This is a genomic window from Aminobacter anthyllidis (assembly GCF_018555685.1).
GTDB lineage: Bacteria > Pseudomonadota > Alphaproteobacteria > Rhizobiales > Rhizobiaceae > Aminobacter > Aminobacter anthyllidis.
In genome coordinates, this window is the sequence record NZ_JAFLWW010000011.1 from 147,171 (window position 1) to 164,235 (window position 17,065).

Here is a 17,065-nt window from a genome sequence, read left to right on the forward strand (position 1 = left end):
ATGCTATTTGCGACATACCCATTGATATGCTACATAAGTCATAAATCATAGTATGTGATACAGAGCATAATCCGGAAACCTAGAAATGCGTATCTTCAATCTCACCGAGTTGGGCGCTGCAATTCGAAGTGCCAGAAGTGCGAAGGGGCTCAGCCAGTCAAATCTGGCTCAAACCATCGGCGCGACACAAGAATGGATTTCCCGCCTGGAGAATGGGCGCTTGCCTAATCCAGGTTTCGCCAACGTCATGCAAGCCTGCACTGCGGTCGGCCTCGGAATCTCAATTGACGACGATAGTATCCAGCCTGTTTTCGATGCGCCTGACGACCAGCCCGCCGACCTTGCATTCACAACTCCTTCCTTTCTGAAACGACAGTAAGAGGGTCTCATGAAATCCCTTCACGTCCTCATGGGCGGCATTCCAATGGGAACGCTGACCCAGGTGCCCAGCGGACGGCTAACACTGGAGTACCTCGAGAGCTGGACCCGCTCGCCCCTTGCTTTCCCTCTTTCATTTTCACTTCCCATTACTGCGCGGGAGCATGCTGGCAAGACGCTGGAGAACTTCCTATGGAATCTGCTGCCGGATAACGAAGAAACGCTCAAGGCCTGGGGGCGCGAGTACCAAGTCTCTCACCGCAACGCTTTTGCGCTTCTGGGCAAGGTCGGAGAAGACTGCGCTGGCGCAGTCCAGTTCGTTACCGAGGAATGGTTATCCAACAACCTCAGCGGCGGGGAGATAAACTGGATCGATGAGCAGGAAGTTGAAGCGCGCCTGAGGCGGCTCAATGAGGAGCGTACCTGGACCGGCCGTCGTCCCAGCGATCGGGGGCATTTCAGCTTGGCTGGAGCCCAGCCCAAAATGGCTTTGCTTCTCGAGGAAGGGCGCTGGGGCGTGCCAAGCGGGCGGGTCGCTACCACGCACATCTTGAAACCGCCGCTCGCCCATCTCAACGGAACGACAGAAAACGAACATGCCTGCCTTCAGCTTGCATCACGGCTAGGCCTGGCGACGGCAGAATCGGCCGTCGGCCACTTCGGAAACCAGGTCGCCATAGTAGTGAGGCGTTATGACCGCGAACGGGACGAGGCCGGTTCCGTCAGGAGGTACCACCAAGAAGATCTTTGCCAAGCTCTCGGCGTCCACCCTGACACGAAGTATCAGAAAGATGGCGGTCCTTCACCAGAGGCAATCGCCGGCATTCTGGCGCAAACAACCGATCCTGCCGATGCTTTGGAGAGATTTTTGCGGGCGTTGGTTTTCAACTTCCTGATCGGCGGGACCGATGCTCACGCGAAGAATTTTTCGTTGATTCATTTGCCTGGCAGGAGATCTTACCTGGCACCGCTCTACGATCTCATCAGCTATGATCCCTATGTGGACCATGAGGCTGAATTCAGATCTTTGAAGATGGCGATGAAGGTCAAGCACTACGAATTCGAGAACGTGATGCCACGCCACTGGGAGGCCCTGTCCGGTTCCCTTAGGATCAGTGCTGATCAAACCATCTCCGTCATCAAAGAGTTCGCCTGTTCTATCCCTGATGAAATGGCTGCCATACGGGATCAGTGCGCTGCGGAAGGCTTGGTTCATCCCGTTTTGACAATGATGGTTGATAGGCTCGCCAGACGCTGCGAGCGTGTTCTGCGAGTGTATTAGCTGGGCGCTTACAAAGGCGTTGAGTAAGTCGCCCAGGGCGCAAAGATCACAATCAGCCTGGAGTGATGCCCTGATTAGCCAGGCGACCTCACAAGACTTACCGAAGGAAGGCTTTTAGCCGCGAACTTGTCGGATCTCTGAAGAATTGATTGGCTGGCGCTTGCTCAACTATTTTTTCCATGAACACGCAGCGATGTGCAACGCGGCGGGCAAAGCCCATCTCGTGGGTAACGCAGACCATAGTGATGCCGGTCGCAGCCAAGTCCTCCATGATACGTAGCACCGAGCCGACAGATTCCGGATCGATCGCCGATGTCGGCTCGTCGAACAGCATGACGCTCGGCCGCAGGCATAGAGCCCGAGCGATTGCGACGCGTTGCTGCTGGCCACCCGACAGCTCGACTGGAAATTTGTCGGCCCGTACATAGCGATATGACGGGCTCCGCGACCCCGAATGAATCGGAACTTATTCGCTCAGTCGGAAATTGCGGATCCGGTCGAACAGCACAGCAAGCACTATGGCACTGCCAATGAACGTGCCTTGCCAGAAAGCGTTGATGCCGAGCAGGCCGAGACTGTTACGAATGACCTCGATCAGCGCCGCGCCGATGATCGCTCCGAAGGCAGTGCCCACGCCGCCCGCCAGGTTGGCGCCGCCTATGACGGCGGCCGCGATCACCTGGAGTTCCATGCCTGCGCCGATGTTGGTGGTGACGGCACCGAGCCAGCCGGTCTGGATAATGCCTGCGATGCCAGCTGACAGCGCCGAGATCATATAGACGGCGACCTTGATCTTGCGTACCGGAACGCCCGTCAGCGTCGCTGCGTGCTCGTTGCCGCCAATGGCAAAGACGTAGCGGCCAAATCTCGTCCAGCGCAGGACAAAACCGGTGAACAGCGCCAAAACGATCATGTAAAGCACCGGATTAGCGATGCCGAAGAACCAGGCACCGCCGCCCAGCGCCAACAGCTTGTCGTGATCGGGGCCAAACTGGAAGACGACCGTGTTGTTGGATGCGACCATAGCCAGGCTGCGGGCAATGGACAGCATACCGAGCGTGACCACGAATGGCGGAAAGTCGAGATAGGCGATCAAAATGCCGTTGAACGCCCCGATCACCAGCGCAGTGCCGATGGCCGCCGCAATGCCGACCTCGATGCTGTAGCCGGCATGCATGACCACCGCCAGCACCATGCTGCAAAGGCAAAGCACCGAACCGACCGAGAGGTCAATGCCGCCGGTGATGATTACCAGCGTCATGCCGAGCGCGATGATCGCGACGAAGGTGACGTTGCGGGTGATGTTGTAGAGGTTTTTTGTCGTCGCAAATGAATCGGTGACGAAGGCGAGGAATATGCAGGCAAGAATGACGGCGATGAGGACCCAGAAGGTCTGGCTGCCGAGAACCTTCGCCGCCCAGCTCTGCTGTTTCTGCGAAATGGTCTGGTCAAGGGTAATAGCCATCATCGACCTTCGTTTTGTTTCGATGCGACTGACAGGATTGATTATACCTGTTCGATGGCACCGGTGATAAGCCCCGTCACTTCCTCCGGCGAACTCAAGGCAATCGGCTTGTCGGCAACCTTCCTGCCCCGCCGCATGACAATGACCCTGTCGGCCACTGTGAATACATCAGGCATGCGGTGGCTGATCAGCACGACTGCGATGCCGCGATCCCGCAATTGGCGGATCAGGTTGAGGACTTCCGCCACCTGTCGGACCGAAATCGCCGCCGTCGGCTCGTCCATCAGCACGATCTTGGCCTCGGAAAGCATGGTACGGGCAATGGCTACTGCCTGCCGCTGCCCACCCGACATCTGCCGGACGAGGTCGCGTGGTCGTGTTTCGGACTTCAGTTCCCTGAAAATCTCGCCTGCCCGCCTATACATTGTCTTGTAGTCAAGGACACGCAGCGGCCCGAAACCGCGGCGTAGCTCGCGGCCGAGGAAGACGTTCGCTGCCGCCGTCAGATTGTTGCACAGCGCAAGATCCTGATGGACGATTTCGATGCCATGCTGCCGCGCTTCCACCGGTCGATGCATGATCAGTTCGGCGCCGTCCAGGCGCATGGTGCCGTGGCTCGGTCGAAAGTTGCCGGCGATCATCTTGACCAAGGTCGACTTGCCGGCGCCGTTGTCGCCCATCAGGCCGACGACCTGTCCCGCCTCAAGCGAAAACGAAACGTCGTTGACCGCCTGGATGGCGCCGAAATGCTTGGAAATATTGGCGAGTTCGAGAACTGCCACCAGCCTCTTGCCTCCCGAAACATGCAAGCCTCGCAGCCGTCCCGCACTCGTGTCGGTCTGACACTGCGAATTCACGCTCCCTATTTTCCTCCCACGAAGCGCGAAGACCTGCATTTATGCAAAACGTCTCGACAGCGTCAATCAATTGTCCGACGAATCGCGACATAAATGTCTCAAAAATCTGTTTTGTCGGACAAATAGCAATTGACGGCAAAGGCGCGCCGATATTAGCTAGGCATCGGAGGAAGAGCATGCTGATCCTTGTTACCGGTGCAACGGGCAAGGTCGGGAGGCACTTCATCGCTGGGCTGCTTGACGATCCGCGATTTTCCAACACCCATATCCGCGCGCTTTGTCACAACCGCTCTTTCGATGAAACCGACCGCATCGAGACGGCCCGTGGCTCGATCGCCAATCGCGACGACGTGGCCAACGCCCTTGTGGGCGTCACCCACGTCGTGCACCTCGCGACATGCAAGGAAACGCCAAGCGACGTGATGGACGTCGCAATCAAGGGACTGTTCTGGCTGCTCGAGGAGTTTCGGCTAAGCGCAGCCGCTCGGCAGTTCATCCTCATCGGCGGAGACGCCGCGATCGGCCATTTCTACTACCGCAACGATGCGCCCCTCACCGAAGCGACACGACATCAGGCCTATCCCGGCAGCTATGCTCTGTCCAAGGTGCTCGAAGAGGTCATGCTGGAGCAGTTCGGCATCCAATATGGCATCAACTGGTGCTGCCTGCGCGCGCCATGGATCATGGAGAAGGACGACTTCCGATACACGCTGTCGTTCGGTGACGACGTCTTTGGCGGCCCGGTCTGGAAGACGCTGGTGCCGGAGGCAGACGCCCGGCGCTATGCCAGCGACGGCACTGTGCCACTGCTGCGCGACGCCGACGGCCAGCCACTGAAGCGCAACTTCGTCCACGTCGACGATCTGGTGTCAGCCATACTGGCCGCGATCGATAATCCGCGGGCAAGCCAACAACTCTTCAACGTCTGCTTGGATCGCCCCGTCGATTATGGCGATGTTGCAACTCACCTCGCCAGAACCCGTCACCTCGAATCCGTCGACATACCGAGCCAGTACCACTCGAACTGGATGGACAATGCCAAGGCCAAGGACCTGCTTGGCTGGCAACCCAAATACGACCTGAAAATGCTCATCGACTTGGCCTGGCAGTACGAGCGTTCGGAAAATGACCCTCGCACTGTCTGGTATCCGGGTTGATTTCGCCGCGGGCACGCCGTGCCCGTTTGTTCAAATGGGAGGAAACAATGAGGAAGGCATTATTGCTTGCAGCAGCAGTCCTGGCACTCAGCGCGGGAAACGCGCTCGCTAAGAAGCAACTCGTCATCGTCGTCAAAGGTCTCGACAACCCGTTCTTCGAAGCGATCAACCAGGGTTGCCAGAAGTGGAACAAGGAAAATGCCAGTTCGGAATATGAGTGCTTCTACACCGGCCCGGCTTCGACCTCGGATGAGGCCGGCGAAGCGCAGATCGTCCAGGACATGCTGGGCAAGGCAGATACGGCTGCAATTGCCATTTCGCCATCGAACGCCAAGCTGATCGCCCAGACCATCAAGACAGCGAACCCGACTGTTCCGGTCATGACGCTGGACGCTGACCTGGCCGCCGAGGACGCGGCCTTGCGCAAGACCTATCTCGGCACCGACAACTACCTGATGGGTGCGCGCATCGGCGAGTACATAAAGAAAGCCAAGCCCGACGGCGGCAAGATCTGCACCATCGAAGGCAATCCAGGCGCCGACAACATCCTACGCCGTGCCCAGGGTATGCGCGACACGCTGACCGGTCAGAAGGGCTTGACCGAACTGAAGGGTGAAGGCGGATGGACCGAAGTCGCCGGCTGCCCGGTCTTCACCAATGACGATGGCGCCAAGGGCGTCCAGGCGATGACCGACATCCTGGCGGCCAATCCCGATCTCGACGCTTTCGGCATCATGGGCGGCTGGCCACTTTTCGGTGCCCCGCAGCCCTATCGCGACCTGTTCAAACCCATGGCCGACAAGATCGCCAAGAACGAGTTCGTCATCGGCGCTGCCGACACGATCGGCGACGAGGTGGCGATTGCCAGGGAGGGTCTGGTCACTGCGCTGGTTGGCCAGCGGCCGTTCGAAATGGGCTACAAGGCACCGACAGTGATGATCGACCTGATCGAAGGCAAGAAGGTAGAGGATCCGGTCTTCACTGGCCTCGACGAATGCACCAAGGACACGGTCGACACCTGCATCCAGAAGTAGCGTTGCATGTCGGAGCGCCTGGTTCGCCGGCGCTCCGACAAGCCTGTGCGGTTCATTTGGAGCGCCGACGGTTACGCCACACGCGGCGGCCTTACTGCACACCAATCAAAACGGAATTGGTCCAGACGAGATCGACTCGGTCGATGGCAGACGGAACGTCCAAACAGCCCAACGAACCGGTCGCCGACCGCCCGCCGGCGATGCGTCGCCCCAACGCTGCGCGCATGAGCGGCTCGAGCGTGCACGCCTGGCTCGCCAGCGAGATCGGTCTCAGGATCGTGCGTGGCGACTATCCGCCGGGTACCATCCTGCCTAACGAGGCGAAGTGGTCCGAAACCTTCGATGTCAGCCGTTCGGCGGTGCGCGAGGCGATCAAGATGCTGATGGCAAAGAGCTTGCTGGCATCACGCCCCAAGGTCGGCAGCTGGGTCGAACCGAAGGAGCGCTGGAACCTGCTCGATCGTGATGTGCTGAGCTGGTATGCCGCCTCACCAGACCGTGAAGCCTTTCTGCGCACAGTGCAAGAGTTCCGCCACATCATCGAGCCGGAAGCTGCCGCCTTCGCCGCTGAACGCCACAACGAAGCGCAGATGGGCGAAATCAGCCAGTGCTGCCGGGAAATGGGCCAAGCGACAACACTGCAGGAGCGCACCCTGGCCGATACGAGGTTCCACCTCGCCATACTGCGCGCTTCGGGCAACGACCTCTTGGTGCCGCTTGGCGTGCTGATCGAATCCGCGCTTTACCACCTCTTTGCCTTCGTCACGCGTAAGAGCCAGGATTCGCACGCCCAAAGCCTGCATGAAGAGATCGAGAAGAACATCCGGCTGCGCCGTCCCAAGGCGGCGCGCACCGCAGTGCACAGGCTGCTGGCCAACACAGACGAAGTGATCGCCCGTTCGGGAAGGTAGACACGCGCCCCCGACCTGGGTTTAGTCAGGTCTTTTCCGGTGGCGTCAGGTCTACGCCGTTGATGCGCCCGACATGCGTCGCCAGCATCGGCACATAGTGTTCGGCCCCGCCGGCGGCAACGGCGCTAGCGAAGGAGTTCTTGGCGGCATTGCCCAGCGGGTTCGCCATGCCGACGGAATCGGCCATCGATTCGAGATAGGTCAGATCCTTGACGGCGTTGGCGAGCGAGAATTTGTGGGCGTCGCGGTCGCCTTCCAGCGTCCAGCGCATGAAGGTCTGGTAGAAACCGCAGTCCATGCGGCCGTTGCGGATGACGCTGTCGAAACGGGCGGGCGAAATGCCGACCTTGCCCGCCAGCGCCAACGCCTCGGCGTAGAGTGCGGCATAGCCGAGCGACAGGAAATTGTTCAACAGCTTCATGCGATGGCCATCACCGGTTCCGCCGACATGGACGACGCGTCCTGCCCACGTATCGAGCACGGGTTTCAGCCTGGCAAACATTGCGTCGGAAGCGCCGACCATCGTATCAAGCGTGCCTTCCCACGCTTCTTTTGGCGTGCGGCTCAACGGCGCGTCGACCAAAATGACATCGAGCGCGGCAAGCTCCCCCGTCAGTGCCATCGTCGAAACGGGGTCGGAAGTCGAACAGTCGACAACCACCGATCCTGGCTTCAGCCCATTCTTTAGCCCGCCTGCCCCGCGGATCACCTCTTCGACCTGCCGTGAACCGGTGACACAGATGAACACGACGGTCGAGCGGGCAGCGACCTCGGCCGCAGTCGAGACCTCGACGGCGCCGCGCCCAATCATGTCATCTGCCGGGCCGCGTTTCTGGCGGCCGAGAAAGGTCAGCGGATAGCCTTTGTCGACGATGTTCCTGGCAATGCCGTGTCCCATCAGGCCAAGGCCGATGAAACCGATCTGCTCGCTTGCGTTCGTGTTCGTTGCCATCTTCCGTGCCCATCTGTTCGCAGGTTGAATTCAGCGCTGTCGTCACCGATGATATTGTCTGACAATATCCACCGATCTGGCAGAATGTGGAGGACAAAATGTCGAAACGGATCATGTTCACCGGCGGCAGCGGCAAGGCGGGCCGGCATGTCGTGCAGTACCTGGTCGACCAGGGGCATCAGGTGCTCAATCTCGACACCAGGCCACTCGACAATCCCAAGGTGCGGACACTGATCACCGACGTCACCGACAGCGGCCAGGTCTTCAACGCGCTGTCGGGCTATATGGGCCTGCATGAGTTCGACCCGTCGCTGCGCCCACAGCCGGTCGATGCAGTCGTGCACTTCGCCGCAATTCCTCGCATCATGCTCACGCCTGACAACGAAGTATTCCGCATCAACGCGCTCGGCACCTACAATGTCATCGAAGCTGCGGTGAAACTAGGTATCCGCAAGATCGTCATTGCATCGAGCGAAACCACCTATGGGCTGGTCTTCGCCAACGAACCGCGGAGCCCCAGCTACTTCCCGCTCGATGAAGAGTATGACGTCGATCCGATGGACAGTTACGCCCTGTCCAAGGTCGTCAATGAAAAGACGGCGCGCGCCTTTGCCCTGCGTAGCGGCTTCGACATCTATGCTTTGCGCATCGGCAATGTCATCGAGCCGCACGAATATGAGCTGTTTCCGAAATGGTTCGCCGATCCGGGCTTCCGCAAGCGCATTGCATGGAGCTACATCGATGCCCGCGACCTCGGGCAGATCACCGATCTTGCGGTCAAGAAGGACGGTTTCGGCTATCAGGTCTTCAATGCGGCCAATGACGACACCTCGTCAGATCTGCCGACGAGGGAGTTGCTCGACCGGTTCTATCCCGGCGTGCCGCTGAAGCATGAACTTGGCGAGTTCGAGACCTTGCTGTCCAACCGCAAAGCCAGGGAGGTGCTCGGTTTTCGCAGCCAGCACAACTGGCGGAAATATGTATCACGGGGCTGATTGACAGCTTTCGCAACGGCGACTGACAAAGAGCGCATGGGTGGCGCACCACGCTACTGGCAGACAGCAGCAGGAACAACGAGGGAATATGCCGGAGCGGAAATCAAAAGTGCCACCGAGCCAGACCGGCCTGTCTGTTGAGGATAAGCCGCTCACGAGCCGCCGGGCGAATGCCACCCGCATCACCGGCTCGAGCGTGCACGCTTCACTTGCCAGTGAGATCGGCCTCAGGATCGTCCGCGGCGACTACCCGCCTGGAACGATCCTGCCGAACGAGGCCAAGTGGACCGAGATCTTCGACGTCAGCCGCTCGGCGGTGCGCGAGGCGATCAAGATGCTGATGGCCAAGAGCCTGCTGGCCTCCCGCCCCAAGATCGGCAGCTGGGTGGAACCCAAGGAGCATTGGAACCTGCTCGATCGCGACGTTCTGAGCTGGTACGCCGCCTCGCCGGATCGCGAGGGCTTTCTCAGGACCGTGCAGGAATTCCGCCACATCATCGAGCCGGAAGCGACGGCACTGGCCGCCGAGCGCCGGACCGAAGCGCAGATGGCCGAGATCAGCCAGGCGCTGCACGACATGGGTCATGCCGCTTCGCTGCAGCAGCGGACACAAGCCGACACACGCTTTCACATGGCGGTCCTGCGCGCCTCGGGCAACGACCTGCTGGTGCCACTCGGTGTTCTGATCGAATCCGCGTTGAACCACCTGTTTGTTCATGTGACCCGCGAAGACAGCAGTCTGCTGCGGGCGCAAAAACTTCACGAGAATATCGAGAAGTGCATTCGGCTACAGAAGCCCAATGCCGCGCGCAATGCGGTCCGCAAGCTTTTGGCGAATACCGATGAAATCATCGGCCGACGACCAAGATAGATACATATTCGAACTTGATTCCCTCGCCGAAAGGCAGCGTACGCATGATCTCTGCAAGACGCTCGCTGGCGCAAAGTGATGATCGATTGCGCGCGCGATCTGCCGCTGAACCGACAAGCCAAGGTGCTCGGGATCAGTCGGGGCAGCGTCTATTATCTTCCTCGCGCAGTTCCTGCCGTCGATCTGGCCTTGATGCGCCGGATCGACGAACTGCATCTGGAATATCCGTCGCGGGCAGCCGCATGTTGCAAGATCTGCTGTCGGGTGAGGGTCACTCACCGGGGCGCCTGCATGTCGCGACGCTGATTAAGCGCACGGGGATCGAGGCGCTCAACCGCCGGCCGAACACCTCGAAGCCAGCGCCGGGCACAAGATCTACCCTATCTACTGCGCCAGCTGCCGGTGACGCGGCGGGGCTTTGTCTATCTGACGGCTGTCGTCGACTGGTTCAGTCGCAAAGTTCTGGCCTCGCGGCTCTCGATCACGATAGACGTCGGATTCTGCATCGAGGCAGTTGAAGAGGCCATGGCACGCTTCGGCAAGCCCCACTTCTTCAACACGGTCAGGGTTCGTAGTCCACCAGCCGCGAGTTCACTGCTAATCAGCGCAGGCATCGAGATCAGCATGGACGGCCAGGGCGCCCGGCGCGACAACGTCTTCGTCGAACAGATCTGGCGATCGGTCAATACGAGGAGGTCTATCTGCGCGGCCAGCACCTCGATCATCCTGTATATCTGGCCTTCTGCAATGGCACGAAGCCTCACCGAGCCTAGGACGGCAGAGGCCTGACAGGCTTACGTCAAGGCGCCAATCCCGGTTGCAGCATAACAAGGGCGCTTTGAGGTAAAGGGCACGAGCCGTTCGTTGCGCTTGCATTGAGCGGCGTTTCGGCAGCGGCAGAGCATGACGGGCTTCTTGACCATGTCCCATCCTGTTCTCGATGCTGAAAGTCATATTTTGAGCAGTCATGAAGGCAAATCCTAACTTTCGCGTATGTAAGACACGCGAAAGTTAGGAACCCTTGTGACTCGAAGTCTCTTATGATAACTTTCCCGTATGTGAGATACGTGAAAGTTACAAAATGCCCCTGCACCTGGTTGGAGAAAACATCGATAAAACCCGCAGCCACTATCAGGCTGAGACCGGCAAGCTCGTGCAGCTGATGCGCGGCATCTATGTTGATGCTGGAGAGGATATCGAAGCGACGGTACTCAAGCACGCCGTTCGCATCGCCAAATATCTCTACCCCAACACATACCTGTCAGCGGCGAGCGCTGTCCTTCTTGGGCCAACCCGCGGCGGCCGCCTGTTCCTAAGCGGGAGGCGCATACAGCGCACGCGTCTGCGGTCGCTCGAGATCATCCAGAACGCCGCTCCCGATCATCCATCGGTCGCCGCAGCGATTATTGATGACGGCTTGGGCGAATTCCGGATTGACGTTTCCTCGATGCGTCAACGCTTCCTCGAAGCCTTCCGCCTGCGCAGCGAGAACGCCGCGTCAATTGACGAAACGATGCGCGAAACAATCGCGAACCGTCTCATCGAAGAACACGGAAGTGCCCAAGGTGCTGCCGACGCAACATGGTCACTCGCCCGCGAAAACCAATGGTATCGCGAGGGCGAGCATGCCGAGCGCTTCTTGCTCCGCCGTCCGGCGGCAGAACTAACGCGGAACGAAGCCGCGTTCGATTTGATCGTTGCGTGGCACGGCGCTCCGCTAGGCAATCTGATTCATGACGGTTTTGAATGGCGCTGGAGTCCCAACGATCTGGACGGCCCGCCGCTCGTCCGCCAGACCACGCCGGGCAAGCTCCCCCCTTTCATTCTATCACTGCTGCCCGAAGGCTGGCTTGAGGAAGTCCTGAACGACCGCGACGAGCGCGCGACGCTGCGCTCGGGCAAGCGCTACATGTCGAACGTGACGATCGTCGAGCGCCCGAGCGATCTCGCGGCGCTGCCGCCCGACATACTTCTGACCCGGCTCAAAGACTTCACTGAGAACTCTCTATTCACCGGCCGCTACGCCGGGCCAGGCCGCGGCGACCTGGAGCAGAGCTTCGAGCGCAATCTCGCACAGATATTCGAGCGCACCGATACACCCCGACTGTCGGGTGTCCAGATCAAAGCGCCGATGTTCCTCGACGCAGATGGCATCTTGTCGCCCAGCACCGGCAAGCCCTTCACCCATATTCTTAAACCTGCTGGCACAAGCGGATTTGAGGCTCTGCCGGTCATCGAATGGCAGTCCCTCGCGTTGGGAAGCGCCACAGGTTTCACGACGCCCGCAACTGCGCTCGTTCCCATGCCTGACGGGATGCCTCCCGCGCTCTTGGTTGAACGGTTCGACATCAGGACGAGGCTTGATGACAAGCATCTCCTAGCGCTCGAGGATTTTTGTTCTGTCCTGGGTGTTCCTACCGAAGCGAAATATGACGGCACGATGGAGCGGATCGCGCGAGCAGTAAGGCCTCTATCAACCGCACCCGAAGAGGATGTTCTGCTCGTCCTCAAACGATCTCTGTTCGCTTGGCTGATTGCCGATGGCGACATGCACCTGAAGAACATGGCCCTCCTCAAGATTGCGGAGCCGGGCAACGCGAAATTCAGTTCCGTCCGCATCGCACCGCTCTACGATGCAGTGACGACACGCGTCTTTCCGCGATTGGAGAGAGACCGGATGGCCCTCAAAATGAACGGTAAAGACGATAGTCTGCGCCGCGCTGATTTCAAGAAGTTTGCAAGCACGGCTGGCCTCAAGGCCTCCGATTCAGACGCGGCTATCGACAATCTGGTCACAACGCTTTCCCACTCCCTCGATCACCTCGAACTACCGCCGCCTTTGTCGGATTCGTCTCAAGGCGCGACGATGGCCGAGCAAATGCGCGCGATTATCCGGGAACGCATCGAAGGGTTCTCGTAGATGATCGATCTCACCGATACTTCGGTTTCCGCTCTTCTTGGACTGCACGGGATTTGCCTGCAGAGCTGCGGCGGCGCAAGGTGGTGCGCAGCGCGAACAATCCCGCCGGCGATTACGGGGGAACTGCTGTTTTCCAGAGCGTTCGGCTGGACGCTGAGCAGCGATGCCGACGGCGTGCGCTGCCGCAAGTTGGAAGCGCTTGGCGGTTCCCGTCAGCTCGGCCTTATTCGCCGAATGCCTGATCGACCTTTTGATCGGCTCGCCACCGTTCTGCTCGATGGCAAGTTCCGCGTGAGGGCGGCAGAGCAGGCAATCTAACTTCTCCAACCATTGGAGTGTTGAGCCCCTTAGCCACGCGTCCTTCAACACCTCAACATCCCGTTCGTCAATTTGGCTCAGGCACCGGGAGCCTCGGGATAAAAGGTCGCAAGCCATTCCCGCGTCGCCTCTGCAAAGCCAAGCCGCGGGGCGACACCTTGTTGCCAGTCGCTGGGGAAGAACGCGATCAGGTGCTTGCAGGCTTGTATGGCCAAACGACCCATTTCAGACAGAACGGCCTCAAGGCTCGTCTTCTCAATGAAAGGGCCAATCACGGCGTCACCGTCCTTCTGCGGGCGCATCATCCAGTATGGAGGGCAGCGCCCTCTCCTCCTCCCGGCTGGCGCTGTCCAAGTTGCTGCTGCCATCGCCTATGTCGTACAGGACTTTTGCTGAATAGACTCCACGCCCAGGAATTGCAGGCGATTGGGAGCAGCGTCGGCGCAACAAAAATGTAGAGCGCGAGCGGATCCGGGACGAACCCAGTTCGACAATCAATTAGGCAAGCCGCGGCTGCGGATCTTCAACGCAGTGATTCTCGCACTGAGCAAGCGCGGCCATGACGGTGATGCCTACGAGTACGATGGCGAAATTCACGCGCGAGCAATCATCGGCGGTACCATCTGGGCCTGGACATACAAATATTCGGAAGCAACCCATCGAACTTGAGGATTTTGCCCGTGCCTCCGCAGAGCGGCTAGCGATGGCGGAGCAAATCGTCCACACAACGAGGAAATCACGCCGCATTCTTTCATACGCCGCGGCCGGCCTATGAAGCATAGGTGGGGAAATTGGTCCTTGATTTTTTGAATCTCTAAGCTTCCGATACGTCCTGCACGAGGCCCCGTCATGCCCACCGATAGTCAGTACATTCTCGAAAGCATCAAGCAGGGATGCACGACGCTTAGCGATGACGAGTTCGTCATCGACAGGCTGGTAAAGTATTTCGGTAACGGCAGGATTCGGTGGCACGTCGAATTCGGTGGGCATCGCATCGAGCTGACGACGGGCCAGATCAAGAAGCAGCCTACCTTCCGAAGGAAGATACTCGAACAGGCTGGTGTGCTGCCGCCCCAGCGTGCCGGGGCCGACTACCGGCGATGGGCAATGGACCTGAGGAAGAATGCCATCGAGCTTCCCTGGCGGGACAGGCCGGTCGATGCCGGTTTCGCCATAGATAGGCTCGCCAGCCATGGGGATGGGCGCTGGACGGTTGAATACCAAGGCAAGGCGATCAAGTTCACGACGACCAAACTTCGCAGGCAAGTCAGTTTCCGCAAACGCATGCTGGCCAAGGCCAAGGTGCTGCCGCCGCAACTGGACCCGGCTGCCTATCGGAAGTGGATGGACTGGCTCATTCAAAACGCCATAGAGGCTGGACCGCAGACCGGTGATGCCTCGATGGCAGAGAAAAGCTGGCTTGATGACCTACCAGAGCTAGCCGGCTGGTAAAATGGAGCACCGCCCCGAGCGACCAGCCAGGGCGGCAGTTTTCAAAGCAGAAGCAATCGAGCCAAAGAGGCAGCGGACGGTCTGCTCGATGCAAGCAAGATTCGCTCAGATCGATATGTCCTGGGCTTTGCCGTGGCTTAGTTTCATTGTTTCTTCGAAACTTCGCCGGGAATGCCCTGCAGCACAAATGGCGCGCCGTGTCAGTCGATCGTGCGACTGACAACCAGAGCGTCCACCGCCACGGCACGCGTCGGCAAGACAATTACCGGATTCAGATCCAGCTCCACTATGCTTGTACCCGCTGCGAGCCCCAGTTGCGCGGTCCGAAAGACCAACTCGACAAGGGCTTCCTTGTTCGATGGAGCAGCACCTCGGGCACCATCAAGCAGTGGGGAAAGCCTGAGACTTGCGATCATTTCGCGAATGTCGTCCCTGTCTACGGGCAAAGGACGCGTGGCGGCATCCTTGAGTATCTCAGCATAGATGCCGCCTGCTCCGACGGTGATCGTGGGGCCAAGGTCGGGATCCTGTGTCAGGCCAACGATCATTTCGACACCCGAGCCGATCTGTTCCTGCATCAGAACCCCTTCGATCCTGGCATCGGGAGCATGAGCCTTGGCCTTTGCAACCAGCACATCAAACACACTGGCAGCCATTGTATCGTCGGTTATTCCGAGCTCCACCAATCCGGCGTCCGATTTGTGCGCGATATCGGGCGAGGCAAGCTTCATGACGACCCGCCCGCCCAAATCCGGGAGCCTGTCGGCAGCTTCCGTGGGCGAGGTCACGAGGCATTCTTGGGCGCGGTCTATCCCGGCACCTTCAAGCAGGTCGGCGGACTGCCTGCTGTCAAGCAAGCCGTTCTGTCGTAACGCTATCTGCTGCGCGACGGACAAGGGCGTTGCTTGCCACGAGCGGCGCCGGAATGCCGCCTTCGCAGCCTCGTAATCGGCCCGTGCCCGCATGGCGCGGAAGCACTTGCGGAACGAGCGGAAGATCGGCACGCCGGATTTGACCAGGTCACGATAGCCGGGGCTATCCGTCAGCACCGATCCCCATACCGCAACGATGGGCTTCGAAGAGCGGGGTGCAAAGGCCAGCACGTCGGCGGCAAAACTGTCGGACAGCAGTCCAAGTGCCGCTGTCAGCCCAACCACAATGACGTCGACGTTTTCATCAGCGGCGATGGTTTCGAGCACGTCGATGCGCTGTTGCTGCGGGGCAGTGATGACAAAGCCGCCACCATTGTCGATGGGATTGGAGACGGCGACGTAGTTGGGCAGGTAGGTGTAAAGCTTCTCGATCGTCGCCGGTGACAGTTCGGGAAAGCTCACGCCGTAGCTGTCGGCCAACTCGGCCATGAGTGTCGTCGAGCCCCCGGAAACCGAATAGAGCGCACAGTTGGGACCGGTGCCCACCGGCAGCTTGGCCAGCAGGTTGGCGGTCTCGAGCAACTCGTCGAGATCGCGGACCCGGATCACGCCATATTGCTTGAACAAGCCGTTGATGACCGCATCCGCACCGGCGAGGTGGCCGGTGTGCGAGGCTGCCATGCGCGCACCTCGCTCGGTCGACCCCATTTTGAGCATGACCACCGGCTTCTTCATTGCGTTCGCCGCCTCAAGCGCCAGTCGCAGCTTGGCGATCGACTTGAAGCCCTCGACATAGGCGGCGATGACCGACGTCTGCGGATCGTGGGCAAAGTAGTTGATGAAGTCGGCAACCTCGAGATCGACCTCGTTGCCTACCGTTACCCAGCGCCGGAAGGCTGCCCCCATGGCGACGCCCTCGACGATGGGCCGGCCGTTGAAGCCGCTTTGCGTGACCAACCCGATCAGGCCACCGCGATGCTGCTCCGGTATGGGAAACTGCTCGAAGGTATTGTCGTTGGTGTTCGGCCCGATGACGCGCACGCCATGTTCGCGCGCCGCCGCGGCGACCTTGGCCTCGAGAGCGGCGCCCTCGGCACCCACTTCCGAAAAACCGGAGCTGAAGACAATGACGTCGCGCACGCCGCGGCGACCGCAATCGGCGATCACCTGCGGAACGATCGCCGGCGCCACCTTGACCACGGCGAGGTCGATGTAGTCAGGCACCTCTGCCATGGAGGTGAAGACGGGCACGCCGCCGGCCTCGCCGCCGCGCGGATTGACGTAGCAGAATCGAACATCCTCGCCGAAGCGCCGAAACCAGTTGTGCGCCTGCGGCGACGCATCGACACGGCCGACATAGGCAATCCCGGTCTTCTTGCGGAACATGCGCTGGAGATCGGCCAGGCTAAGATCGAGTTCGTCGCGGGCGTGCCGGATTGCCTGTGGGATGGTCTGCATGATGTCGCGGTCTTTCGGTAGGTTTTTCAGGTTGACGGGCAATTGGCCTAGGCCAAATGGCCGAATTCAAGTTCGTGATGAGGTGCCAAACTGGGGCACGAAACGCTCTGCGGCGGCACACCGGCGCAAGGAGAGGAGAGCGC

At 59.6% G+C, this 17,065-nt stretch carries 15 protein-coding genes and 2 pseudogenes; 11 read left to right on the forward strand and 6 right to left on the reverse strand.

Translation table 11 applies throughout. From position 1 onward, the window contains the following. Positions 1-85: 85 nt before the first annotated feature. Together J1C56_RS27880 and J1C56_RS27885 are read left to right on the forward strand one after the other, a co-directional pair. Positions 86-379, forward strand: a complete 294-nt coding sequence (locus J1C56_RS27880) for a helix-turn-helix domain-containing protein (RefSeq protein WP_214393244.1) — start codon at positions 86-88, stop codon at positions 377-379. Between the two features lie 9 nt (positions 380-388). Next, positions 389-1,660: a type II toxin-antitoxin system HipA family toxin gene (locus J1C56_RS27885; RefSeq protein WP_214393245.1), complete on the forward strand. Its 1,272-nt coding sequence runs from the start codon at positions 389-391 to the stop codon at positions 1,658-1,660. Positions 1,661-1,757: 97 nt separating this feature from the next. Here J1C56_RS27885 and J1C56_RS27890 read toward each other — a convergent pair. The 3 genes and pseudogenes from J1C56_RS27890 to J1C56_RS27900 form a co-directional block, all read right to left on the reverse strand. Next, positions 1,758-2,075, reverse strand: a pseudogene (locus J1C56_RS27890) (ATP-binding cassette domain-containing protein); the annotation flags it as partial. Positions 2,076-2,126: 51 nt separating this feature from the next. Continuing rightward, a complete protein-coding gene (locus J1C56_RS27895; RefSeq protein WP_214393246.1) occupies positions 2,127-3,125 on the reverse strand; it encodes an ABC transporter permease in 999 nt (332 codons plus the stop codon). Positions 3,126-3,166: 41 nt separating this feature from the next. After that, the gene (locus J1C56_RS27900; protein WP_246471360.1) at positions 3,167-3,943 is read right to left on the reverse strand and encodes an ATP-binding cassette domain-containing protein; all 777 of its coding nucleotides are present in this window, start codon (positions 3,941-3,943) and stop codon (positions 3,167-3,169) included. A 215-nt stretch (positions 3,944-4,158) separates the two neighbouring features. Here J1C56_RS27900 and J1C56_RS27905 point away from each other — a divergent pair, with 215 nt between their 5' ends. The 3 genes from J1C56_RS27905 to J1C56_RS27915 all read left to right on the forward strand — a co-directional run bounded on the left by J1C56_RS27905 (position 4,159) and on the right by J1C56_RS27915 (position 7,084). Next, positions 4,159-5,139: an NAD-dependent epimerase/dehydratase family protein gene (locus J1C56_RS27905; protein ID WP_214393247.1), complete on the forward strand. Its 981-nt coding sequence runs from the start codon at positions 4,159-4,161 to the stop codon at positions 5,137-5,139. A gap of 47 nt (positions 5,140-5,186) precedes the next feature. After that, a complete protein-coding gene (locus J1C56_RS27910; RefSeq protein WP_115734005.1) occupies positions 5,187-6,173 on the forward strand; it encodes a substrate-binding domain-containing protein in 987 nt (328 codons plus the stop codon). 143 nt (positions 6,174-6,316) lie between these two features. Further along, a complete protein-coding gene (locus tag J1C56_RS27915; protein ID WP_214393248.1) occupies positions 6,317-7,084 on the forward strand; it encodes a FadR/GntR family transcriptional regulator in 768 nt (255 codons plus the stop codon). A 25-nt stretch (positions 7,085-7,109) separates the two neighbouring features. Here the strand turns inward: J1C56_RS27915 and J1C56_RS27920 are convergent, their stop codons facing one another. Continuing rightward, complete coding sequence (locus J1C56_RS27920) at positions 7,110-8,036, reverse strand: NAD(P)-dependent oxidoreductase (protein WP_214393249.1); 927 nt, start codon at positions 8,034-8,036, stop codon at positions 7,110-7,112. A 98-nt stretch (positions 8,037-8,134) separates the two neighbouring features. On the opposite strand from J1C56_RS27920, the gene J1C56_RS27925 reads away from it, so the two are divergent. The 5 genes and pseudogenes from J1C56_RS27925 (at position 8,135) to J1C56_RS27945 (ending at position 13,140) form a co-directional block, all read left to right on the forward strand. After that, the gene (locus J1C56_RS27925) at positions 8,135-9,031 is read left to right on the forward strand and encodes an NAD-dependent epimerase/dehydratase family protein (RefSeq protein ID WP_214393250.1); all 897 of its coding nucleotides are present in this window, start codon (positions 8,135-8,137) and stop codon (positions 9,029-9,031) included. 88 nt (positions 9,032-9,119) lie between these two features. Then, a complete protein-coding gene (locus J1C56_RS27930; RefSeq protein ID WP_214393316.1) occupies positions 9,120-9,902 on the forward strand; it encodes a FadR/GntR family transcriptional regulator in 783 nt (260 codons plus the stop codon). 69 nt (positions 9,903-9,971) lie between these two features. Further along, positions 9,972-10,730: pseudogene (locus J1C56_RS27935) on the forward strand (transposase family protein); the annotation flags it as partial. 253 nt (positions 10,731-10,983) lie between these two features. Next, on the forward strand, positions 10,984-12,822 hold the full coding sequence (locus tag J1C56_RS27940; protein ID WP_214393251.1) for a type II toxin-antitoxin system HipA family toxin: 1,839 nt from the start codon (positions 10,984-10,986) through the stop codon (positions 12,820-12,822). Continuing rightward, positions 12,823-13,140 carry a hypothetical protein gene (locus J1C56_RS27945; protein WP_214393252.1) on the forward strand — a complete coding sequence of 106 codons (318 nt, stop codon included), beginning with the start codon at positions 12,823-12,825 and terminating at the stop codon, positions 13,138-13,140. A 77-nt stretch (positions 13,141-13,217) separates the two neighbouring features. On the opposite strand, the gene J1C56_RS27950 is transcribed toward J1C56_RS27945, so the two are convergent. After that, on the reverse strand, positions 13,218-13,442 hold the full coding sequence (locus J1C56_RS27950; protein ID WP_214393253.1) for a hypothetical protein: 225 nt from the start codon (positions 13,440-13,442) through the stop codon (positions 13,218-13,220). Positions 13,443-13,989: 547 nt separating this feature from the next. On the opposite strand from J1C56_RS27950, the gene J1C56_RS27955 reads away from it, so the two are divergent. Continuing rightward, complete coding sequence (locus J1C56_RS27955; RefSeq protein WP_214393254.1) at positions 13,990-14,592, forward strand: hypothetical protein; 603 nt, start codon at positions 13,990-13,992, stop codon at positions 14,590-14,592. A 200-nt stretch (positions 14,593-14,792) separates the two neighbouring features. Here the strand turns inward: J1C56_RS27955 and J1C56_RS27960 are convergent, their stop codons facing one another. Then, a complete protein-coding gene (locus J1C56_RS27960) occupies positions 14,793-16,922 on the reverse strand; it encodes an acetate--CoA ligase family protein (protein ID WP_214393255.1) in 2,130 nt (709 codons plus the stop codon). Between the last annotated feature and the right edge of the window lie 143 nt (positions 16,923-17,065).